This window comes from Streptomyces liliiviolaceus (assembly GCF_018070025.1).
Classification (GTDB): domain Bacteria; phylum Actinomycetota; class Actinomycetes; order Streptomycetales; family Streptomycetaceae; genus Streptomyces; species Streptomyces liliiviolaceus.
The window spans coordinates 1,407,627-1,430,351 of record NZ_JAGPYQ010000001.1; the positions used below are offsets into that span (position 1 = coordinate 1,407,627).

Here is a 22,725-nt window from a genome sequence, read left to right on the forward strand (position 1 = left end):
TGCCCTCTTCGGGGGACGCGCTTCGGTCAGGAGAGGCTCTTTTCCCGAAGGATCCCAAGGATCCCAGCGGGTTACGGTCGCGGGGTTCGGCCGCGGCACGACCGCGACCGATGATGCCGTGCAGCAATGAGCGACGTTTCACGTGAAACACGATGCACAGCGCGCAGGGTCGCCATCGCGCGACACTCCGGCATGCATAGGTTTGGCAGCTTGTGTGGAGTACGTCTCGTCGTCAGGACGGATCAGTCACCATGCCTCCGCCCCGACGACGTACACCCACCGTCCGGCACCCCCGCCGGACCCGGGTCAGCGGCGCCGGCGGGTCCTCCCCGTCCGCGCTGCCTTCGCCCGTTTGGCCGCGAACCGTACGCCGCCCGGGCTCTCCCCGACCTCCACACGCACCACCGTGGCCAGGGGCTCCACAACGCCCTCACCGACGTGCAGCACCGAGGTGTCGACGGCTCCGAGCTTGCTCAGGGCGGCTCCGGCGCTCTTGACCTCTTCCTCCGCGGTGTCGCCCTTGAGGAGCAGCATCTCTCCGTACGGACGCAGGAGCGGGACTCCCCAGGCCGCGAGGCGGTCCAGAGGTGCCACCGCCCTGGCCGTCACCACATGGACCGGAGGCAGCTTGCCGAGGACCTCCTCGGCACGCCCACGGACGACGGTGACATGGTCGAGCCCGAGCAGCTCGACGACCTCGTTGAGGAAGTTCGTGCGCCGCAGCAGCGGCTCAAGCAGCGTGATCTTGAGGTCCGGGCGGACAAGAGCCAGGGGGATGCCGGGCAGACCGGCCCCGGACCCGACGTCGCACACGGTCACGCCCTCCGGAACCACTTCCGAGAGCACGGCGCAGTTCAGCAGATGCCGTTCCCACAGACGAGGCACTTCGCGAGGACCGATCAGACCGCGCTGAACTCCCACGTCGGCCAGCAACTCCGCGAAGCGAACCGCGTCCGCGAAGCGATCACCGAATACCGCCCGAGCCTGCTCGGGCGCAGGGGGGAGCTCCGCTGCCTCCGTCACGGGGAACCGTCCTTCCGTACCGCTTGAGCGCATGACGCGCTGACTACAAGGACTATCAGGAACTATCGACAAACAACGGGCTGACAAAATTCGGCCCCGCCTGCGAACACAGACGGGGCCGGGAGTACGACGTGCTTGATCAGGCGGGGAGCACGACGACGAAGCGCTGCGGCTCCTCGCCCTCGGACTCGCTGCGCAGGCCGGCCGCCTTGACGGCGTCGTGCACCACCTTGCGCTCGAAGGGCGTCATCGGATTCATCTTCACCGGCTCGCCGGAGCTCCTGACCTCGGCCGCGGTCTTCGCGCCCAGCTCGGAGAGCTCCTCGCGCTTCTTGGCGCGATAGCCCGCGATGTCCAGCATCAGCCGGCTGCGGTCTCCGGTCTCCCGGTGCACGGCCAGGCGTGTGAGCTCCTGGAGTGCCTCCAGCACCTCGCCGTCACGGCCGACCAGCTTCTGCAGGTCGCGGCTGTTGGAATCACTGATGATCGAGACAGCCGCACGATCGGCCTCGACATCCATGTCGATGTCGCCGTCGAGGTCGGCGATGTCCAGCAGACCCTCAAGGTAGTCGGCCGCGATCTCGCCCTCCTGCTCCAGGCGGGTCAGGGTGTCGCCACCCTCAGGGGCAGCGGAGGTGGTGCCTTCCGTCACGGGATGGACTCCTTCTTGCTTACTTCTTGGACGGGGACTTGGGCCGCTGCGGACCCTTGCGCTGTCCGGACTGGGCCTTGCTGCGGGTGCCACCGGACGCGGGCTTACCGCCGGACGCGGGCTTGCCACCCGCAGGCTTGGGGCCGGGCTTGGCGTCCTGCGGTTCGTCGGTCTTGCTGAGGGAGGTCTTCGGCTCGGACTCGCCCGCGGCCTTGGCACCGCCCTGGACCGTGCCCGACTGCCGCTGGGACTTGCTCTGCCGCTTGGGCTGCTGGCGCTTGGGAGCCGCGCCTGCCGCCGGGGTGCCGTCCTCGGTCTCGACCAGGGTCGAGGCCTCGCTCTTCACCACGTTGCCGTCGGCCTGGGCCGCCAGGCCCGCCTTGGTCAGACCGTTGATGAACTTGCGCTCGAACTCGTTGCGGTCACGGCCCTTGGCGACGATGGCCTTGACGATGGCCTTCTGTCCGCGCCCGCGGGTCTTGCCGTGCTGCGTGACGTTCTTGTTCAGACGCTCCAGGTAGGAGGCCTGAGCCTTGGAACCCGGCGTCGGGTTGTTGCGGATGACGTACATCTGCTGGCCCATGGTCCACACGTTGGTGGTCAGCCAGTAGACGAGGACACCGACGGGGAAGTTGATACCGAAGACGGCGAACATGATCGGGAAGACGTACATCAGCATCTTCTGCTGCTGCATGAACGGCGTCTTGACCGTGGTGTCGACGTTCTTCGTCATCAGCTGACGCTGCGTGTAGAACTGCGAGAACGACATCAGGACGATCATGATCGCCGTGACGACGCGCACGTCGGTGATCGAGGAACCCAGTGCCTGTACCTTGGCGTCGCTGTCCGTGAACTTCGCGGCCAGCGGTGCTCCGAAGATGTGCGCCTTCTGCGCGCTCTCCAGCAGCCGGTTGTTGATCACGCCGATGGTGTCGTTCGACGCGATGCTGTTGAGCACGTGGTACAGGGCGAAGAAGAACGGCGACTGCGCCAGGATGGGAAGGCACGAGGAGAGCGGGTTGGTACCCGTCTCCTTGTACAGCTTCATCATCTCTTCGGACTGGCGCTGCTTGTCGTTCTTGTAGCGCTCCTGGATCTTCTTCATCTCGGGCTGCAGCGTCTGCATCGCCCGGGTGGCCTTGATCTGCTTCACGAAGAGCGGGATCAGGCAGATACGGATCAGGATCACCAGGGACACGATGGACAAGCCCCAGGCCCAGCCCGTGTCGGGGCCGAAGATGGCGCCGTACACCGAGTGGAACTGGACGATGACCCAGGAAACGGGTGTCGTGATGAAGCTGAAAATACTGGCAATCGTGTCCACTAATCAGGCTCCTTGAGCATGGGACGGGGTCTCGGCGGCCGGGCTTGAGGGTTGGTTGGACATACCGTGCCCCTCGGTGGCCGGTTCGGCGGCGGAGTTCCCGCCCTTGCGTGCACGCCAGGCGTTGCGCAGCATCTCGTGCCACCGCGGACGCTTGCGCGGCGGGACATGGTCCACACCGCCGAGCGACCACGGATTGCACCGCAGGATGCGCCAGGCGGTGAGTGCCGTTCCCTTGATCGCACCGTGCCGGTCGATGGCTTGGTACCCGTAGTGGGAACACGACGGGTAGTACTTGCACACCGGCCCGAGCAACGGGCTGATGGTCCACTGGTACATCTTGATGAGAGCCAGCAGCGGGTACTTCATCGCGCGCCCCCTCCCAGCAACCGCTCCAGGGCGGCGTCCAGGTCTCGGGCCAGCTGTGCATGGTCGGCGTCACCCGCACCGGGCAGCGCTCGTACGACTACCAGGCTACCGGGGGTCAGCCGAGCCACTCGCGTACGCATCAGATGGCGAAGCCGACGCTTCACCTTGTTGCGTACGACGGCTCCGCCCACGGCTTTGCTGACAACGAAACCCGCACGCGTCGGGGGAGTGCTCTCCCCAGGCACGTGCGGGTCTGTTGCACCGCTACGAAGGTGGACGACGAGGAGCGGGCGTCCGGCCCGGCGTCCTCGGCGTACCGCGGTCGCGAAGTCCTCGCGCCGCCTCAGCCGATGCTCGGTAGGCAGCACGTCATGACCTGTTTAGGTAATCAGGCGGACAGGCTGCTGCGACCCTTGCCACGGCGGTTCGCGAGAATCGCGCGGCCGGCGCGGGTACGCATCCGCAGACGGAAGCCGTGGGTCTTGGCGCGACGGCGGTTGTTCGGCTGGAAGGTGCGCTTGCTCACTCGGGGGCTCCAGTAAGAATCGGTGGCGGCGGAGTGCCGTCCTGGCTGTCACCGTGCGCCAACGAGTAGCTCGCATTACGCCCGAGTGCACCGCTTCCCGATCACTCTTCGCGATCTGTGCCCATCGGAGGCAGGCGGCAGCAGCCATCGACAACTCGACCTGGTCACGGTACGCGCGGCTACGCCATCCGGTCAAACCGGCGCCGCCCGGGAGACACTGTCCACAGGCTGGGGACAACAACTTGAACCGCATGGGTCGCCCTGACTACCGTGGCCGGACTCCGGTTCGTTCCCTTCTCCCCGCTCCACCGCCTTCGTTCCGGCCGCTCCAGCGGATTCGTCCACCCCGTTCACCGAGTTCCAACCCGACCCGTCCCAGGAATCACACGTTCGTGGGACCCGTGAGAGAGCGTGCCCTGTGGCTGACGTACCTGCCGATCTTGCCGCAGTGTGGCCACGAGTATTGGAGCAACTTCTCGGTGAGGGCCGCGGGCAGGGTGTCGAGACGAAGGACGAGCACTGGATCAAGCGCTGTCAGCCGCTGGCCCTGGTGGCGGACACCGCACTGCTGGCGGTCCCCAACGAGTTCGCGAAGAACGTCCTCGAAGGCCGGCTGGCCCCGATCGTCAGCGAGACGCTGAGCCGCGAGTGCGGCCGGCCGATCCGTATCGCGATCACAGTCGACGACTCCATGGGGGAATCCCCCGCACCGTCGGCGCCGCCCGTCCAGCAGTCGCAGCAGCGTTACGACGAGCCGGAGCGCCCGCCCTCGCAGGGCCGCGACGGCTACCGCGGGTACGGCCGGCACCGCGCGGACGACCGCATGGACGACCGGCTGGACGACCACCCGCAGGGCCGTCCCGACCAGCAGCCCTCCCACGAGGACCAGCTCCCGACGGCCCGCCCCGCGTACCCCGACTACCAGCGCCCCGACCCCGGCGCCTGGCCGCGGTCCTCGCAGGACGACTACGGCTGGCAGCAGCAGCGGCTCGGCTTCCCCGACCGCGACCCCTACGCGTCGCCTCCGCGGGACTACCGGCAGCAGCCGGGCCGCTCTCCTTACGACCAGCGGTCCGACTACGAGCAGCAGCGGCCCGACTACGACCAGCCGCGCTCCGACTACGACCAGCGTCCGGACCGCCGTGACCGGTCCGAGCCGCCGTCCCCGTCCGGCATGGGCCACGTCCACCGCGGCGGCCCGGTCGGCTCGTCCCTGCCCGCCTCCAGCGGCGCCCCGGGCCCGCTGGCCGCGCAGCCGGCGCCCGCGACGGGTCCCGGCGAGCCCACCGCGCGCCTCAATCCGAAGTACCTCTTCGACACGTTCGTCATCGGGGCCTCGAACCGTTTCGCGCACGCGGCCGCGGTGGCCGTCGCCGAGGCGCCGGCCAAGGCGTACAACCCGCTCTTCATCTACGGGGAGTCCGGCCTCGGCAAGACGCACCTGCTGCACGCGATCGGGCACTACGCGCGCAGCCTCTACCCGGGGACGCGGGTGCGGTACGTGAGCTCCGAGGAGTTCACCAACGAGTTCATCAACTCCATCCGCGACGGCAAGGGCGACAGCTTCCGCAAGCGGTACCGCGAGATGGACATCCTGCTCGTCGACGACATCCAGTTCCTGGCGGACAAGGAGTCGACGCAGGAGGAGTTCTTCCACACCTTCAACACCCTCCACAACGCGAACAAGCAGATCGTGCTCTCCAGCGACCGGCCGCCCAAGCAGCTGGTGACGCTGGAGGACCGGCTGAGGAACCGCTTCGAGTGGGGTCTGATCACCGACGTCCAGCCGCCCGAGCTGGAGACCCGTATCGCCATCCTCCGTAAGAAGGCGGTGCAGGAGCAGCTCAACGCCCCGCCGGAGGTGCTGGAGTTCATCGCGTCCCGCATCTCGCGCAACATCCGCGAGCTGGAGGGCGCGCTGATCCGGGTGACGGCGTTCGCGTCGCTCAACCGGCAGCCGGTCGACCTCGGTCTCACCGAGATCGTCCTCAAGGACCTGATCCCCGGCGGAGAGGACTCGTCCCCGGAGATCACCGCGCCGGCCATCATGGCGGCCACCGCCGACTACTTCGGCCTCACGGTGGACGACCTGTGCGGCTCCTCGCGCAGCCGGGTCCTGGTGACGGCGCGCCAGATCGCCATGTACCTCTGCCGCGAGCTCACGGATCTCTCCCTGCCGAAGATCGGCGCGCAGTTCGGCGGCCGCGACCACACGACCGTGATGCACGCCGACCGCAAGATCCGCGCGCTGATGGCGGAGCGCCGCTCCATCTACAACCAGGTCACCGAGCTCACGAACCGCATCAAGAACGGCTGACACCCACCGCGGTACGTCACCGAAGGCGCCCCGGGACTCGTTCCCGAGGGCGCCTTCGCCGTTCCCACGGCTGATCGGCACCACGGGTGCTGCCGTCCCCGGATGCGCTCGGACGCTCCCGTAGGCGTCCTGTGGACCGTCTCCAGGAGGCTCCAAGACCCTCTTCGGACCCCCGGAACCCCTCCCGAGCCGCCCCCGAACCGCCCCCGAACCGCCTTCGACCCCCTCCAGGACCCCGCCCGGACCCGTTCCGCCGTTACCCGACAGCCATCAGCCGTTCGATTACGCGCCTGGTTACGGGCGCCCTCCACAGATTCGGGCACTTTCTTGTGTCCACACCCTGGGGACTGCGAAGTTGTCCAGATCGTGTCCACAGGCACGGCGGCTGAAAGAGGATCAGTGCAGCTCAGTCGCCTGTGGATCCGTGGACAAAAGATCTCCACAGGCTGTGGACAAAGAAAAGATCCACAGGCTGTGCGGAAAGTTGTCCACCGGCGACCCACAGGCTAGGGGCAGTTGTCCCCAGTGATCGTCAGCTTCTCCACATCGCTGTCCACTGTTCGGCAACACGACGCGCGTTCTCACCGGGTCGAGTGAAAGGCGTCACACGAAGGTGCCGGGTTGGGCTGTGGGGAACGTGGGTAAAGCTGGGGACGGCGCTGGGGAGAAGTACCCCCCGCCTGTGCACGGAGTGTGCAGAACTTTTCGCCGTCCACAGAAGAGGCGTGTTATCCACCGCCTCCGCCCACAGGGGCAGTGGACAAAAAAGCGGCCCTGACCTGCGAAAACGGGGTTATCCACGGTATCCACAGGCCCTACTACTACTGACAACTAGAGAGAGCCTGAGAACCGTTTCGAAGTCTGGGCTGTGCACAACTCTCGCTCGGAGCCTCGACTGCCGCTCGGAACGACTTGACCCCGAGAGGCACCGACTGTCAGTGCGGTGCGTCAGACTGTTCCCCGGCGACCGGCCCATCGGTGGGCTGAGCAACGCCGAGTCAGACGACGAAGACCGAGCAGGGCGAGAGCGCCGGCAACAGACGGAGGCGGCAACGGTGAAGATCCGGGTGGAACGCGACGTACTCGCGGAGGCAGTGGCCTGGGCGGCACGCAGCCTCCCGGCCCGTCCACCGGCGCCTGTGCTCGCCGGCCTCCTTCTGAAGGCCGAGGAGGGCGCACTGAGCCTCTCCAGCTTCGACTACGAGGTCTCGGCACGCGTCTCCGTGGACGCGGAGATCGACGAGGAAGGCACGGTGCTCGTCTCCGGCCGCCTGCTCGCCGACATCTGCCGCGCCCTCCCCAACCGTCCGGTGGAGATTTCCACAGACGGTGTACGGGCGACCGTGGTCTGCGGCTCCTCCCGCTTCACCCTCCACACACTGCCTGTGGAGGAGTACCCGGCGCTGCCGCAGATGCCGTCCGCGACCGGCACCGTCCCCGGCGATGTCTTCGCCTCGGCCGCCGCCCAGGTGGCCATCGCGGCTGGCCGCGACGACACGCTGCCCGTGCTCACCGGTGTGCGCATCGAGATCGAGGGCGACACGGTCACCCTGGCCTCCACCGACCGCTACCGCTTCGCGGTCCGCGAGTTCCTGTGGAAGCCGGAGAACCCGGAGGCGTCCGCGGTCGCCCTGGTGCCCGCCAAGACGCTCCTGGACACCGCCAAGGCGCTCACGAGCGGCGACAGCGTGATCCTGGCGCTGTCCGGCTCCGGAGCCGGTGAGGGCCTCATCGGCTTCGAGGGGGCGGGCCGGCGTACGACCACGCGCCTGCTGGAGGGCGACCTCCCGAAGTACCGCTCGCTGTTCCCGACGGAGTTCAACTCGATCGCCGTCATCGAGACCGCCCCCTTCGTGGAGGCCGTCAAGCGCGTGGCCCTGGTCGCCGAGCGCAACACCCCGGTGCGGCTGAGCTTCGAGCAGGGCGTGCTCATCCTGGAGGCCGGCTCCAGCGACGACGCACAGGCTGTGGAAAGGGTCGACGCCCAGCTGGAGGGCGACGACGTCTCGATCGCCTTCAACCCGACGTTCCTGCTCGACGGACTGAGCGCCATCGACTCCCCGGTCGCGCAGCTCTCCTTCACGACGTCCACCAAGCCGGCGCTCCTCAGCGGCAGGCCCGCCCTGGACGCCGAGGCGGACGAGGCCTACAAGTACCTGATCATGCCGGTGCGGCTCAGCGGCTGACGAAGAGCCGCAGGTGAGGGCATACGTCTGAGCGGCTATGCCCACAGGTGTGCAGGAGAGTCCGGGTTTAGGCTCGGGCGCAGGTACGAAAGTGCCCTCCTGCCACATCGCTAGTGAAGGAACAACCTGATGGAGCTCGGTCTCGTCGGCCTCGGCAAGATGGGCGGCAACATGCGCGAGCGCATTCGCCGCGCAGGCCACACCGTCATCGGATACGACCGCAACGCGGATCTCGCCGATGTCCACAGCCTTGAGGAGCTTGTGGGCAAGCTCAAGGGCCCGCGGGTCGTGTGGGTGATGGTCCCGGCCGGTGCCGCGACGCAGTCCACCGTCGACGAGCTGGCCGAGCTCCTTGAGCCGGGTGACGTGGTCGTGGACGGCGGCAACTCGCGCTGGACGGACGACGAGAAGCACTCCGAGGAGCTGGCGGCCAAGGGCATCGGCTTCGTCGACGCCGGCGTCTCAGGGGGCGTGTGGGGCCTGCAGAACGGCTACGCGCTGATGGTCGGCGGCGACGCCGAGCACATCGCCAAGGTCCAGCCGGTCTTCGACGCCCTCAAGCCCGAGGGCGACGCCGGGTTCGTGCACGCGGGCAAGGTCGGCGCCGGGCACTTCTCCAAGATGGTCCACAACGGCATCGAGTACGCCATGATGCAGGCCTACGCCGAGGGCTGGGAACTCCTCCAGGCCGTCGACTCGGTCACGGACGTGCGCGAGGTCTTCCGGTCCTGGCAGGAGGGCACGGTGATCCGTTCCTGGCTGCTGGACCTGGCGGTCAACGCGCTGGACGAGGACGAGCACCTGGAGCGGCTGCGCGGCTTCGCGCAGGACTCCGGCGAGGGCCGCTGGACCGTCGAGGCGGCCATCGACAACGCGGTACCGCTGCCCGCGATCACCGCGTCGCTGTTCGCCCGCTTCGCGTCCCGGCAGGACGACTCGCCGCAGATGAAGATGATCGCGGCACTGCGCAACCAGTTCGGCGGCCACGCCGTCGAGAAGAAGTAGCCCGGAGGCGGTCCGGAGGATTCCGGCGGCGGTTCGGGAGAAGAAGCAGTCCACGGGTCCGCTCCGCGGATCCACAGCTCCGGGGGAGGTCGGCGAACGACCATGCACGTCACGCATCTGTCGCTGGCCGACTTCCGCTCGTACGCCCGGGTCGAGGTTCCGCTCGACCCGGGCGTCACCGCGTTCGTGGGGCCCAACGGACAGGGAAAGACCAACCTCGTCGAGGCGGTCGGCTATCTCGCCACCCTCGGCAGCCACCGGGTCTCGTCCGACGCGCCTCTCGTGCGGATGGGCGCCGAACGGGCGATCGTCCGGGCCAACGTCCGCCAGGGCGACCGCCAGCAGCTCGTGGAACTCGAACTGAACCCCGGCAAGGCGAACCGCGCCCGCATCAACAGATCCTCGCAGGTCAGACCCCGTGACGTGCTCGGCATCGTACGGACCGTGCTGTTCGCGCCCGAGGACCTGGCGCTGGTGAAGGGCGACCCCGGGGAGCGCCGGCGGTTCCTCGACGAGCTGATCACCGCGCGCTCGCCGCGGATGGCGGGCGTGCGCTCGGACTACGACCGCGTCCTGAAGCAGCGCAACACCCTCCTGAAGTCGGCCGCGCTCGCCCGCCGCCACGGCGGCCGCACGATGGACCTCTCCACCCTCGACGTGTGGGACCAGCACCTCGCGCGCGTGGGCGCCGAGCTGCTCGCCCAGCGGCTCGATCTGATCGCCACGCTCCAGCCGCTCACCGACAAGGCGTACGAGCAGCTGGCGCCCGGCGGCGGTCCGGTGTCGCTGGAGTACCGGCCCTCCTCGCCCGGGATCACCGGGCACGCGCGCGAGGAGCTGTACGAACAGCTGACGGCGGCCCTGGTGGAGAGCCGCAAGCAGGAGATCGAACGGGGGGTCACCCTCGTGGGCCCCCACAGGGACGAACTACTGCTCAAACTTGGCCAGCTGCCCGCGAAGGGATACGCGTCACACGGCGAGTCCTGGTCGTACGCGCTGTCGCTGCGCCTCGCCTCGTACGACCTGCTGCGGGCCGAGGGCAACGAGCCGGTGCTGGTCCTCGACGACGTGTTCGCCGAGCTGGACACCCGCCGCCGCGAACGCCTCGCCGAACTGGTCGCCCCCGGCGAGCAGGTACTGGTGACGGCCGCGGTCGACGACGACGTGCCGGGCATGCTGAAGGGGACGCGGTACGCCGTGTCCGAGGGTGCCGTGGAGCGCGTATGAGCGAGAACACACCCGACCCGAAGGACGCCCCGAAGAACACTCCCGAGCCTTCCGGGGTCGACCTCGCGCGCGTGGCCCTGCGCGCGGCGAAGGAGCAGGCACGCGCGCGCGGGGACGCGGCGCGGGACAAGAAGCAGGCGCGTCGTGGCGGTCTGCGCTCCGGCGCGCACGCCGACGGGCGCGATCCCATGGCCCTCGGGTCCGCCATCAACCGGCTCATCACCGAGCGCGGCTGGGAGACCCCGGCCGCCGTCGGCGGAGTCATGGGCCGCTGGCCGCAGATCGTCGGGGACGACCTGGCCAAGCACTGCGTACCGGAGAAGTACGACGAGGACGAGCGGGTACTGGTCGTGCGGTGCGACTCGACGGCCTGGGCCACCAACCTGCGGCTGCTCGCTCCGCAGCTGGTCGCCCGCCTGAACGAGGACCTCGGGCACGGCACGGTGCGGCTGATCAAGGTGCTGGGCCCCGGGGGTCCCGCCCACCGCTACGGCCCCCTGCGCGCCCCCGGCAGCACGGGTCCCGGCGACACCTACGGCTGAGCCAGACCGGACGGTATGCCGTCCGTAGCGCCGGGTTGACACCCGGAAGCGCTGAGTGCCGCTCTGCGCCTCTTTGAGCCCGGGTCCACATATGGGGAGTCGGTGGAGACCGGTTCAGGGCGGCACATGCGGACTCAGGTACCGGCAAACCCCCATCACTGTCGGCGCTACCGGTAGACTGGAAGCTAATCCCGCCCCACTTGTGGGACACACCGAGCAACGCTGACAAAGGCTTACCGACGTAACACGCCGCAGCCGCTCCGGACACCCTCCTCCGAGAGGACCCGGAGCTTGGCTTGTGCTGTGCCAGAAAGGGCGCTTCGTGGCCGATTCCGGCAACCCCAACGAGAACATCCCGTCCACCGACGCGGCCGCGAAAAGCGGGTCTCACTCCTCGAACGGCGAGGTCAAGGCCTCGTACGATGCCAGCGCCATCACCGTCCTCGAAGGTCTGGACGCGGTCCGCAAGCGACCCGGTATGTACATCGGCTCGACCGGCGAGCGCGGACTGCACCACCTCGTGTACGAGGTGGTCGACAACTCCGTCGACGAGGCGCTGGCCGGCCACGCGGACACGATCGACGTCACGATCCTTCCCGACGGCGGTGTCCGCGTCGTCGACAACGGCCGTGGCATCCCGGTGGGCATCGTCCCCTCCGAGGGCAAGCCCGCCGTCGAGGTCGTCCTGACCGTGCTGCACGCGGGCGGCAAGTTCGGGGGCGGCGGCTACGCGGTCTCCGGTGGTCTGCACGGCGTCGGCGTCTCCGTCGTGAACGCGCTGTCCACCAAGGTGGCCGTGGAGGTCAGGACCGACGGCCACCGCTGGACCCAGGACTACAAGCTGGGCGTCCCGACGGCCCCCCTCGCCAAGCACGAGGAGATCGAGAAGACCGGCACGTCGGTCACCTTCTGGGCCGACGGGGACATCTTCGAGACCACGGAGTACTCCTTCGAGACGCTCTCGCGGCGCTTCCAGGAGATGGCGTTCCTCAACAAGGGTTTGACCATCAAACTCACTGATGAGCGCGACTCGGCGAAGGCCACGGCGGGCGCCGACGAGGCCGGTACGGACGAGGCCGAAGAGGTCAAGACCGTCACGTACCACTACGAAGGCGGCATCGTCGACTTCGTGACGTACCTCAACTCCCGCAAGGGCGAGGTCATCCACCCCACGGTGATCGACATCGAGGCCGAGGACAAGGAGCGCATGCTCTCCCTCGAAGTCGCGATGCAGTGGAACGGCGGCTACAGCGAGGGCGTGTACTCCTTCGCCAACACCATCCACACCCACGAGGGCGGTACGCACGAGGAGGGCTTCCGCGCGGCGCTCACCGGTCTCATCAACCGGTACGCGCGCGACAAGAAGCTGCTGCGCGAGAAGGACGACAACCTCACGGGCGACGACATCCGCGAGGGTCTGACGGCGATCATCTCGATCAAGCTGGGCGAGCCGCAGTTCGAGGGCCAGACCAAGACCAAGCTGGGCAACACCGAGGCGAAGACCTTCGTACAGAAGGTCGTGCACGAGCACATCAGCGACTGGCTGGACCGCAACCCGAACGAGGCCGCGGACATCATCCGCAAGTCCATCCAGGCGGCCACCGCGCGCGTGGCGGCCCGCAAGGCCCGCGACCTCACCCGTCGCAAGGGGCTCCTGGAGACGGCGTCGCTGCCGGGCAAGCTGAGCGACTGCCAGTCGAACGACCCCACCAAGTGCGAGATCTTCATCGTCGAGGGTGACTCCGCCGGCGGTTCGGCCAAGTCCGGCCGCAACCCCCAGTACCAGGCGATCCTCCCGATCCGGGGAAAGATCCTCAACGTCGAGAAGGCGCGGATCGACAAGATCCTGCAGAACCAGGAGATCCAGGCGCTGATCTCGGCCTTCGGCACCGGGGTCCACGAGGACTTCGACATCGCCAAGCTCCGCTATCACAAGATCATCCTGATGGCGGACGCCGACGTCGACGGCCAGCACATCAACACCCTGCTGCTGACCTTCCTGTTCCGCTTCATGCGCCCCCTGGTCGAGGCAGGGCACGTCTTCCTGTCCCGTCCGCCGCTCTACAAGATCAAGTGGGGTCGCGACGACTTCGAGTACGCGTACTCGGACCGTGAGCGCGACGCCCTGATCGAGCTCGGCCGGCAGGCCGGCAAGCGCGTCAGGGAGGACTCGATCCAGCGCTTCAAGGGTCTCGGTGAGATGAACGCCGAGGAGCTGCGCATCACGACCATGGACCAGGAGCACCGCGTCCTCGGCCAGGTCACCCTCGACGACGCCGCCCAGGCCGACGACCTCTTCTCGGTGCTGATGGGCGAGGACGTCGAAGCACGCCGCGCGTTCATCCAGCGCAACGCCAAGGACGTCCGCTTCCTCGACATCTGAGTCGGTCTCAGCTGACCGCGTCAGAAAGGATCTGCACCAGCAATGACCGACGAGACACCCATTTCCCCCACCGGTCCGGGCATCCCCGCGGGCATTCCCGTGGAAGAGGACGGGACCGCTCTGCGGGTCGAGCCCGTCGGGCTCGAAACCGAGATGCAGCGCTCGTACCTCGACTACGCGATGTCCGTCATCGTGTCGCGCGCGCTGCCCGACGTACGGGACGGTCTCAAGCCCGTCCACCGCCGCGTCCTGTACGCCATGTACGACGGCGGCTACCGGCCCGAGAAGGGCTTCTACAAGTGCGCCCGCGTCGTCGGCGACGTCATGGGCAACTACCACCCGCACGGCGACTCCTCGATCTACGACGCGCTGGTCCGTCTCGCGCAGCCGTGGTCGATGCGGATGCCGCTGGTGGACTCGAACGGCAACTTCGGTTCCCCGGGCAACGACCCGGCCGCCGCCATGCGGTACACCGAGTGCAAGATGATGCCGCTGTCCATGGAGATGGTCCGCGACATCGACGAGGAGACCGTCGACTTCACGGACAACTACGACGGCCGCTCCCAGGAGCCGACCGTCCTCCCCGCCCGCTTCCCGAACCTGCTGATCAACGGCTCGGCGGGCATCGCGGTCGGCATGGCCACCAACATCCCGCCGCACAACCTGCGCGAGGTCGCCTCCGGTGCCCAGTGGTACCTGGAGAACCCCGAGGCCTCGCACGAGGATCTCCTGGACGCGCTGATCGAGCGCATCAAGGGCCCCGACTTCCCGAGCGGCGCCCTGGTGGTGGGCCGCAAGGGCATCGAGGAGGCGTACCGCACGGGCCGTGGCTCCATCACGATGCGCGCGGTCGTCGAGGTCGAGGAGATCCAGAACCGCCAGTGCCTGGTGGTCACCGAGCTCCCCTACCAGGTCAACCCCGACAACCTGGCCCAGAAGATCGCCGACCTGGTGAAGGACGGCAAGATCGGCGGCATCGCCGACGTCCGGGACGAGACCTCGTCGCGTACGGGCCAGCGCCTGGTCATCGTCCTGAAGCGGGACGCCGTCGCCAAGGTCGTCCTGAACAACCTGTACAAGCACACCGACCTGCAGACGAACTTCGGCGCCAACATGCTGGCGCTGGTGGACGGCGTGCCGCGCACCCTGTCGCTCGACGCGTTCATCCGGCACTGGGTGACGCACCAGATCGAGGTCATCGTCCGGCGTACGCGGTTCCGGCTGCGCAAGGCCGAGGAGCGCGCGCACATCCTGCGCGGCCTCCTGAAGGCCCTGGACGCCATCGACGAGGTCATCGCGCTGATCCGGCGCAGCGACACCGTCGAGATCGCGCGCGAGGGCCTGATGGGCCTCCTGGAGATCGACGAGATCCAGGCCAACGCCATCCTTGAGATGCAGCTGCGCCGGCTGGCGGCCCTGGAGCGCCAGAAGATCGTCGCCGAGCACGACGAGCTGCAGGCGAAGATCCGCGAGTACAACGCGATCCTGGCCTCGCCCGAGCGGCAGCGCGCCATCATCAGCGAGGAACTGACCGCGATCGTCGACAAGTTCGGTGACGACCGCCGCTCCAAGCTGGTGCCCTTCGACGGCGACATGTCCATGGAGGACCTGATCGCCGAGGAGGACATCGTCGTCACCATCACGCGCGGTGGCTACATCAAGCGGACCAAGGCCGAGGACTACCGCTCGCAGAAGCGCGGCGGCAAGGGCGTACGCGGGACGAAGCTCAAGGAAGACGACATCGTCGACCACTTCTTCGTGTCGACGACGCACCACTGGCTGCTGTTCTTCACCAACAAGGGCCGGGTCTACCGGGCGAAGGCGTACGAGCTTCCCGACGCCGGGCGCGAGGCGCGCGGCCAGCACGTCGCGAACCTGCTGGCCTTCCAGCCGGACGAGGCGATCGCCGAGATCCTCGCGATCCGCGACTACGAAGCGGTGCCTTATCTGGTCCTCGCCACCAAGGGCGGGCTGGTGAAGAAGACATCCCTGAAGGATTACGATTCGCCGCGTTCCGGAGGCGTCATCGCGATCAATCTCCGTGAGACGGAGGACGGTTCCGACGACGAGCTGATCGGAGCCGAGCTGGTTTCGGCAGAGGACGATCTGCTTCTGATCAGCAAGAAGGCCCAGTCGATCAGGTTCACCGCGACGGACGACGCACTGCGCCCCATGGGCCGTGCCACCTCGGGCGTCAAGGGGATGAGCTTCCGCGAGGGCGACGAGCTGCTCTCGATGAATGTTGTTCGACCCGGTACGTTCGTGTTCACTGCCACAGACGGTGGGTACGCGAAGCGGACCGCTGTCGACGATTACCGCGTCCAGGGTCGCGGTGGCCTGGGTATCAAGGCCGCCAAGATCGTCGAGGACCGGGGCTCGCTCGTCGGCGCGCTGGTGGTCGAGGAGACGGACGAGATCCTCGCCATCACACTGTCCGGTGGCGTGATTCGCACGCGAGTCAACGAGGTCAGGGAGACGGGCCGTGACACCATGGGCGTTCAACTGATCAACCTGGGCAAGCGCGATGCCGTCGTCGGTATCGCACGTAACGCCGAGGCCGGTCGCGAGGCCGAGGAAGTCGACGGGGTGGTCGACGACTCGGACGAGGTCGAGACGGTCGCCGGCACGGACGAGGGCGAGCCGTCCTCGGACGAGTAGCGCGAGGAGTGAGTCATCGTGAGCGGAGCCGCGGGCGCCGGTTCGACCGAAACGGAAACGGACGGCGGCCGTGGCTCCGCCACGGAGGCGACTGACTCCCATGACTCTCATGGATCCCAGGGGGGAACTGTGACGGACACCCGAGGCCCACAGACGCCGCACTACGCGGCCGGTGCGGCCCCAGGCTCGCAGGTGCCTCCGGGCCCGGCGGCCTCTCCTGGCACGGCCGTGCCGCCGGCGCCGGGCTCGCCCCTCCCGGGCGAGCGGCAACCGCAGCAGGCCGCCCAGCCGTACCACCCGCCGCAGGCGTACGCGGCGCACACGGCGCCCGCAGCGGGCGCCGTCCGCCGGCCGCGCACCGGGGCGCGCACCACGCCCCGTACGCGCAAGGCCCGGCTGCGGGTGGCCAAGGCCGACCCCTGGTCGGTGATGAAGGTCAGCTTCCTGCTCTCGATCGCGCTCGGGATCTGCACGATCGTCGCGGCCGCGGTGCTGTGGATGGTCATGGACGCCATGGGCGTCTTCTCCACCGTGGGCGGCACGATCTCCGAGGCCACCGGCTCGAACGAGTCGAACGGCTTCGACCTCCAGTCGTTCCTGTCGCTGCCGCGCGTCCTGATCTTCACGTCGATCATCGCCGTCATCGACGTCGTCCTGGCCACCGCGCTCGCCACCCTCGGCGCGTTCATCTACAACCTCTCCGCGGGCTTCGTGGGCGGTGTGGAGCTCACGCTCGCCGAGGACGAGTAAACGTTGTCACCACGGCTTCACCGCGAGAGCGCATCCCGGTCCGGGGTGCGCTCTCGCGCTGTCCGGGGTGCCGTTCCGTGTCGGGGAGGGTCCTTCCGCGGTGGCGAGGAGCGACCTTCCGCGGTGGCGGTGGGTGCGTTTTCGGCCTGCCCGGGCAGGCCGGGGTGGGCCGCGGATACCGATTTTGGGACTGGCCCCGTCGTGCGCTAATCTTCAGAGGTCAGCGCGCGGGACATACACCGCAGAGCGCGGCGGGGCTATAGCTCAGTTGGTTAGAGCGCATCCCTGATAAGGATGAGGCCACAGGTTCAAATCCTGTTAGCCCCACTTGTTCAAAGACCTCCAGGCCATCGTGCCTGGGGGTTTTTGGCGTTACTGGAGCCTGGAGTCTGAAGGTTCTGGCGGGCTGCGGGAATGCCTGAGGGGGGCCTGAGAAGCCCTGAGAACTGTCGGGAGCGCGCCCGGCCGGGAAACCCGCGGAGTTTCCGCGTTCGGCGGCTGACCGGCCGTCAGGGGGCGCGTGGCGGTATGGGCTGCCGACGGGTCCGGTGGCCGCGTCGACGGCATGCGTGTGGCGCGTACGCGCTGGTTCATGTGAACGCGAGAATTCAATCCATCGATCTGCGATCCACGTGCCCGTGCAGATGCCGATGGTCAATGTTTGAGCTTGTGATCAGGGGCTTTCAGCCGAATGGGGCGTCCGACGTGGGTGTGTCGGACCTGGGTCGATCTGAGTGATCCGAGCGATCTGATTGCCTGTATGGCGGTGTGTCCGTCTGCCGCGAGTGGCGGCCGGGGCGCGAGGGTGAGGGGCAGGGTGGGGATGGCGGGCGGGGGCAGTCGGCATCCTGGGGCGTTGTAAGGCGCCTGCGAATCGGTCGGCGGAGCCCGGATCGTCCAAGCGTCGGACGTCGGACGTCGTCGAAGCGTCTGGCGCCGGCCTGTCGGGTCTGCCGGGTCTGCGAGATTTGTTGAACCTGCTGGGTCTGCGGGGTCTGTCGAACCTGCCGAGGGACGGGCGATCCTGCGCGGACCCCTCGGGCGGGGCACCGTACGGCTGGGGCGGGTGGCCTGCGCCTGTGGCGATGCCGGGGGTACGAGGTCATCCCCGAGTCGCTGAGCCGACGGCGGCCAGGACCGGAGCGGGAGCCGGCGCCGGGAGCTGGACCGGTGCCGAGGACTGTGAGGGGAGCATGACGGCACCGATGGGCGCGGCCTCCGTGGCGGGTGCTGCCTGGCCTGTCTGACCTGCCGGAGCCGCTGCGTGTACGGCCCGTACCGCGGGTACGTCGAAGTCGAAGGCGCCGGTGGTCGTGTGGGTCGTGCCGCAGGGACGGGCGGGCACCGAGACGGCATCCCTTGTGACAGGTGCCTGCGTGGCACGTTCCCTCGTGGCGCGTTCCCGCGCGTCGGAGTCCGTTGTATCGACGGCAGTAGGTACTGCGGCGCTCAGCGCGGCGACGACTTCTGGTGCCTCGGCGCTGTCCCGTGCGACGGCTGTCTCCGCGTCCGTCGCGTCCGTCGGCGGGCGGTGCCGGCAGGACGGTGAGGAGCCGTGCGCCTCCGCGTGGATGCGCTGTTTCATCGTGGGCGGCAGGGAACTCGCCCGTGGGCGGCTCCAGATGGGCTCCTCCTGCGCCGTCGCCTCCTGCGGGGCGTTGGTGTTGCGCGCTGTCTGCGTCGCGGGTACGGCGGCGACGGCAGTCGTCGTGATCAGTCCGAGTGACGTGCACAGTGCGAGGAAGGCGGTGACGACCGCGGTCCACAGGTTCATGACCTTGTTGCGAGTCATGGTCCCTCTCCTTTCGGGTGGGTGGATTTGCATACTTTCCTCATGATGTGTATGTCGGTGGCGAAGTGACGGACCGACGCCCGTGGCGCGGCGATCTTCTGATGAACACCACTCGGATGGGCTCAATGCTCGCTAAATGAGCGGAAGCATGAGGAAAGCGGGGCGAAATAGCCCTCGGTGAGGATGTGATCACCCTCCGATCCGAGCGGTCGGCCCCGGTCGTACTGCGCTGCCCCGGCGGGCAGTTGAGGCCCCGACGCAGGTCACCGATCGGTATCGGCCGGTGTGTATAGTCGGGCGCCAGAAGTCCCCAACGCCTAAGAAAGACGAGGTCTCGCGGTGAAGAAGCTTCTCCTGGTCGCACTGGCCGCCATCGGCGGGCTCCTCGTGTACCGCCAGATCCAGGCGGATCGCGCCGAGCAGGACCTGTGGACGGAGGCGACCGACTCCGTGCCCACGGGTTCGTGAGTGTCGACGACAGTCTCAGTACAAACCCCGGCCGCCTTGCTGCGGCCGGGGTTTTGTGTTGCCCGGGTGCGCGGAGCCCGGTAGGGGCAGGATGGTCGAGGCTTCGCGGGCGTTCGGGACGGTGTCGGAACAGCGACGTCGCCGACCCGCGGGAGCCCGTCGGGTGAGGGTCCGGGTTACGGCGAGGGGGCGCGTGATGGGGCGGCGCACGGGATGGTGGCGCGGCCGTACGGTCCTGGCGGGGGCGGCGGCGCTGCTCTCGGTCGCGGTGCCGGCGGGGCAGGCGACGACGGCGACCGCGGCCGACGCTCCCCCTCCCTACCGTTTCGCCGTCGACGCCGAGCGGATCGAGGGCGCGGACCAGGCCACCGACGCCGAGAGTCTGACACCCGGCACGTACTACCGGAGCACCGTCCCCGACAACGGAAAGCTCTACTACGGGCTGCGGCTCGACGAGGCCTCCACCGCGTCCGGCGCGTACGTGTCGGCCACCGCCGTACCCAAGCCGGGTACGAAGGTCAGGTACTCGGACGGCATCAAGGTGTCCCTCCAGGACCCCGAAGGTCACCGCTGCTTCTCCGGGGACGCCGGCATCGCCCGTTTCGGCCCCACCGAGAGCCCCCGTCCGATCACCGCCTGGGCGTCGCGAAGGACCGGCCCCGGCGCGTACATCTGCAAGGGCGCCGGTACGTACTCGGTGCTCGTCGAGCGTACGAGCGGGCCCGGCTCCTCGCTGGACGACTGGGAGCTGGAGCTCCAGTACGTCTCGGAGCCCGCTCTGGGGAAAGCCGCTTCCACGGCCGCCCCGCAGGTGTGGGACTCCGCCTCCCCCCAGGCGTTCGAAGGCCCCGCCCTGGCCCGTGAGGGGGGTACGGGCTTCAGTGGGGCGCGTTCGCTGGAACAGGGCGTCTGGAAGGACGGGATCCGGGCCGGGCAGACGCTCTTCTACCGCGTTCCCGTCGACTGGGGACAGCAGTTGGACGCCACCGCCGAACTGGGCCCGGCGGCGAGCGGCGACGGCTATCTGGGGAACGCGCTCGTCATGTCGCTCCACAACCCCGTACGCGCCCTGGTGGACGACGCCGACACCGGATACGACGGCACGCGGAAGCAGACCGCGCTGAGGCCGCTGCCTCCGGTCGCCTACGAGAACCGGTTCGCCGTCGAGGACCAGGTCGGCGGTATGCGGTTCGCCGGCTGGTACTACCTCGTCGTACATCTGGCGGCGGAGGTGTCCGACAAGTTCGGCGACGGGCCGTTCGCGCTGACGCTGCACGTGCGGGTGAAGGGGACGGCCCAGGAGGCACCGGCCTACAGCGGTGCCGCCGTGCCGCGCGACGTCTTCGAGGTCACCGCCAAGGACAAGCACGCCGCGGCGAGCGGCAGCGCGGCGACCGGTGGGGACGGCGGTGACGGTGGCTCTGCGGGCGAGAACACCGCGATGAAGGCGGTGGCCGTGGGCGGGATCGGCACGGGGTGCGTCCTGGTCCTGGGGCTCGCGATGTGGACGGTGATCGCCCGGCGGCGGGCGGGGGCCGGGACGGCCGAGGGTGCCGCGCCCGTTGCCGGCGGCGGAGTCGCGAGGACGTACGGACGGTCCCGGGTCCGGTAGGCCGACGGTTCTGCCGGCCGGTGGGGTGGGTCGACGGTTCTGCCGACCGGTGGTCCAGGAGGTCCGGTGGTCCGGTAGGTCCCGGGGGGCGTCTCAGATCCGTCCCAGTGCCCAGAATCCGACCGCGAAGCAGATCAGCGCGAGCAGGAGCACCGGAACCGTCACCGCCATGGGGGGTCCGGGCCGCCGTCGTGACCGTCTGGCGCGGTGCCGCGCAACCGGCTGCGGCTGAGGTGGAACCCGAACGCCTTGAGCGGTGTATGAAGCAGTAGAGGCTGTCTCACGCGGCTGTGACTGCGGCAGGGGCAGAGGCAGCGGCATGGATTGGGGCAGTGGCAGCGGTAGCGGGAGGGCCTGCTGGGGCGCTTGCGGCAGCGGGTGTGGCGTAGGCGCGGACGCAGGGGCGGGAGCCGTTGGGTACGGGGCCTGGGGGGAGGGCACGTGGGTGGGTTCGTACGACTGCGACGGGGTGTAGGCGGAATCCGGGAGTTCCTGCGGGGCGGGGGGAGCGAGGGGCTGCTTCTCCCGCAGCGGGGGCGGCAGATGGAAACTGCCGGTGTCCGAGGGGCTGGGGGGCTGCGAGGGGGTGGGATCGGTGGTCGGCTGGGGCGGTATGCCGCCGGTCCACCGGCCGGAAGCGGAAGGGGCGGGGGAGGGACCGCTCGCCGGGAGACCGTCCGCCGGGAGACCGCCCGCCGGGGAGGCGTCTCCCGTGTCGGCCTCCGGAGAGACCGTGCCCGGCGCCGTGTTCTGCGCTCTGCCCGTCCGCTGGGCCTGTCCTGGTTCCGGCCCCGGTCCTGGCCCCGTTCCTGGCCTCGGTGTCTGTTCGGAGGCCGTCGCCCGGGACGTCGTGGTGGCCGAGGCAGCCCTGGCAGCCGTGCTCGTGAGAGGGCCTTCGGGACCGAATCCCTTGGGAAGCGGACCGAGTTGGTCGAATATCTCGATCAGCTCGTCGTCGGGGCCGGGCTCCGGGAGGAGCTCCCTGGCCGAGACGAGCGCTTTGCGCGCCCCGTTGGCCGTGCGGAACCGCGCGTGCGGGTCCGGTTCGAGCAGAGACGCCACGACCTGCCACAGAGGCTCGGGTATCCCCTTCGGGGCGCCTGGCGTGCCATGGGCGTCGAAGTGCTCGACCAGCGCCTTGGCGTCGGGTTTGGCGCCCTCCAGGAGGAACAGGGCCACCAGGCCCACGGCGAAGAGGTCGGCGGGGAAGTCCGGGTCGGCGCCGCGCAGCTGCTCGGGGGCGAAGTAACCGGGCGTTCCCACCACGTAGTTGGTCTCGGTGAGCCGCGGCTCACCGAGGCGCATCGAGATGCCGAAGTCGGACAGCCGCAGCCGCGGACGGCCCGTGCCGGTCGACTCCAGCAGGATGTTGGCGGGCTTGATGTCACGGTGCACGATCCCCTCCGCGTGCACCGCGGCGAGTCCCGCCAGCAGCTGGTCGAGCAGGGTGCAGACGAAGGCCGGCGGCAGCGGGCCGTAGTCCCCGATCAGGTGGACCAGGGATCCACCACCGACGAGATCCATGGTGAACAGGACCTTGTCGTCGTCGGCCGCCCAACTGGCGGGAGCGAGCACATGGGGGTGATCGATCCGGACCGCCTGCTCGCGCACGAACCGCAGCAGCGAGTGGGCGTCGCTCTGCTGGAGCACCTTGGCGGCCACATACCGGCGCCGCCGGTGGTCCCAGGCGCGCCAGACGGCACCGACTCCCCCGCGTCCGACAGGGTCGACCAGTTCGTACCGGCCGGCGAAGACCTCACCCATGGTCGTGCGTCGCTCCCCCTTCGGCGGTCGGTACTGCGGTGGCCTCTTTCCGAGGTGCCCGGCTGCCTGGCTTCCGCCGCTGGAAGCCCGGACAGGGCTCCGGTGGCGGGGTGTTCGGCTGCCGGGC

The 22,725-nt window shown here is 68.8% G+C and carries 18 protein-coding genes and 1 tRNA gene; 11 read left to right on the forward strand and 8 right to left on the reverse strand.

Features of this window, described 5'->3' with window-relative positions; genetic code table 11:
• Nucleotides 1-306: 306 nt before the first annotated feature.
• From rsmG to rpmH, 6 genes are all read right to left on the reverse strand, one after another.
• Complete coding sequence (gene rsmG / locus J8N05_RS06225; protein WP_210881455.1) at nt 307-1,023, reverse strand: 16S rRNA (guanine(527)-N(7))-methyltransferase RsmG; 717 nt, start codon at nt 1,021-1,023, stop codon at nt 307-309.
• A 139-nt stretch (nt 1,024-1,162) separates the two neighbouring features.
• Nucleotides 1,163-1,675 carry a Jag family protein gene (locus J8N05_RS06230; RefSeq protein ID WP_210881456.1) on the reverse strand — a complete coding sequence of 171 codons (513 nt, stop codon included), beginning with the start codon at nt 1,673-1,675 and terminating at the stop codon, nt 1,163-1,165.
• A 19-nt stretch (nt 1,676-1,694) separates the two neighbouring features.
• Nucleotides 1,695-2,999 carry a membrane protein insertase YidC gene (gene yidC, locus J8N05_RS06235; RefSeq protein ID WP_210881457.1) on the reverse strand — a complete coding sequence of 435 codons (1,305 nt, stop codon included), beginning with the start codon at nt 2,997-2,999 and terminating at the stop codon, nt 1,695-1,697.
• A gap of 3 nt (nt 3,000-3,002) precedes the next feature.
• The gene (gene yidD, locus J8N05_RS06240) at nt 3,003-3,368 is read right to left on the reverse strand and encodes a membrane protein insertion efficiency factor YidD (protein ID WP_210881458.1); all 366 of its coding nucleotides are present in this window, start codon (nt 3,366-3,368) and stop codon (nt 3,003-3,005) included.
• Nucleotides 3,365-3,736: a ribonuclease P protein component gene (gene rnpA, locus J8N05_RS06245; RefSeq protein WP_210881459.1), complete on the reverse strand. Its 372-nt coding sequence runs from the start codon at nt 3,734-3,736 to the stop codon at nt 3,365-3,367. Before rnpA ends, yidD begins: the two co-directional genes overlap by 4 nt.
• Before the next feature lie 20 nt (nt 3,737-3,756).
• Complete coding sequence (gene rpmH, locus J8N05_RS06250; protein WP_003967884.1) at nt 3,757-3,894, reverse strand: 50S ribosomal protein L34; 138 nt, start codon at nt 3,892-3,894, stop codon at nt 3,757-3,759.
• 418 nt (nt 3,895-4,312) lie between these two features.
• On the opposite strand from rpmH, the gene dnaA reads away from it, so the two are divergent.
• The 9 genes from dnaA to J8N05_RS06295 all read left to right on the forward strand — a co-directional run bounded on the left by dnaA (nt 4,313) and on the right by J8N05_RS06295 (nt 17,289).
• Nucleotides 4,313-6,211: a chromosomal replication initiator protein DnaA gene (gene dnaA / locus J8N05_RS06255; protein WP_210881460.1), complete on the forward strand. Its 1,899-nt coding sequence runs from the start codon at nt 4,313-4,315 to the stop codon at nt 6,209-6,211.
• Between the two features lie 1,055 nt (nt 6,212-7,266).
• Nucleotides 7,267-8,397, forward strand: coding sequence for a DNA polymerase III subunit beta (gene dnaN / locus J8N05_RS06260; RefSeq protein ID WP_210881461.1), 1,131 nt, complete (start codon nt 7,267-7,269; stop codon nt 8,395-8,397).
• 129 nt (nt 8,398-8,526) lie between these two features.
• Nucleotides 8,527-9,402, forward strand: coding sequence for a phosphogluconate dehydrogenase (NAD(+)-dependent, decarboxylating) (gene gnd / locus J8N05_RS06265; protein ID WP_210881462.1), 876 nt, complete (start codon nt 8,527-8,529; stop codon nt 9,400-9,402).
• A gap of 102 nt (nt 9,403-9,504) precedes the next feature.
• A complete protein-coding gene (gene recF / locus J8N05_RS06270) occupies nt 9,505-10,629 on the forward strand; it encodes a DNA replication/repair protein RecF (RefSeq protein ID WP_210881463.1) in 1,125 nt (374 codons plus the stop codon).
• Complete coding sequence (locus tag J8N05_RS06275; RefSeq protein ID WP_210881464.1) at nt 10,626-11,171, forward strand: DUF721 domain-containing protein; 546 nt, start codon at nt 10,626-10,628, stop codon at nt 11,169-11,171. Before recF ends, J8N05_RS06275 begins: the two co-directional genes overlap by 4 nt.
• A gap of 322 nt (nt 11,172-11,493) precedes the next feature.
• Nucleotides 11,494-13,554, forward strand: coding sequence for a DNA topoisomerase (ATP-hydrolyzing) subunit B (gyrB, locus tag J8N05_RS06280; protein WP_210881465.1), 2,061 nt, complete (start codon nt 11,494-11,496; stop codon nt 13,552-13,554).
• A 42-nt stretch (nt 13,555-13,596) separates the two neighbouring features.
• Nucleotides 13,597-16,212, forward strand: a complete 2,616-nt coding sequence (gene gyrA, locus J8N05_RS06285; protein ID WP_247706169.1) for a DNA gyrase subunit A — start codon at nt 13,597-13,599, stop codon at nt 16,210-16,212.
• An 18-nt stretch (nt 16,213-16,230) separates the two neighbouring features.
• Complete coding sequence (locus J8N05_RS06290) at nt 16,231-16,962, forward strand: DUF3566 domain-containing protein (protein WP_210881466.1); 732 nt, start codon at nt 16,231-16,233, stop codon at nt 16,960-16,962.
• A 253-nt stretch (nt 16,963-17,215) separates the two neighbouring features.
• Nucleotides 17,216-17,289 (forward strand) — tRNA-Ile (locus tag J8N05_RS06295).
• A gap of 775 nt (nt 17,290-18,064) precedes the next feature.
• On the opposite strand, the gene J8N05_RS48110 is transcribed toward J8N05_RS06295, so the two are convergent.
• Nucleotides 18,065-18,754, reverse strand: a complete 690-nt coding sequence (locus J8N05_RS48110; protein WP_407699886.1) for a DUF6344 domain-containing protein — start codon at nt 18,752-18,754, stop codon at nt 18,065-18,067.
• 339 nt (nt 18,755-19,093) lie between these two features.
• Between J8N05_RS48110 and J8N05_RS06305 the strand changes: the two genes are divergently transcribed.
• Both J8N05_RS06305 and J8N05_RS06310 read left to right on the forward strand, forming a co-directional pair.
• Nucleotides 19,094-19,222 carry a DLW-39 family protein gene (locus J8N05_RS06305; protein ID WP_003999697.1) on the forward strand — a complete coding sequence of 43 codons (129 nt, stop codon included), beginning with the start codon at nt 19,094-19,096 and terminating at the stop codon, nt 19,220-19,222.
• 196 nt (nt 19,223-19,418) lie between these two features.
• Nucleotides 19,419-20,834 (forward strand): hypothetical protein, encoded by a 1,416-nt coding sequence (locus J8N05_RS06310; RefSeq protein ID WP_210881467.1) that lies wholly within the window; start codon nt 19,419-19,421, stop codon nt 20,832-20,834.
• A gap of 93 nt (nt 20,835-20,927) precedes the next feature.
• On the opposite strand, the gene J8N05_RS06315 is transcribed toward J8N05_RS06310, so the two are convergent.
• Nucleotides 20,928-22,598, reverse strand: coding sequence for a serine/threonine-protein kinase (locus J8N05_RS06315; RefSeq protein ID WP_210881468.1), 1,671 nt, complete (start codon nt 22,596-22,598; stop codon nt 20,928-20,930).
• Nucleotides 22,599-22,725 lie beyond the last annotated feature (127 nt).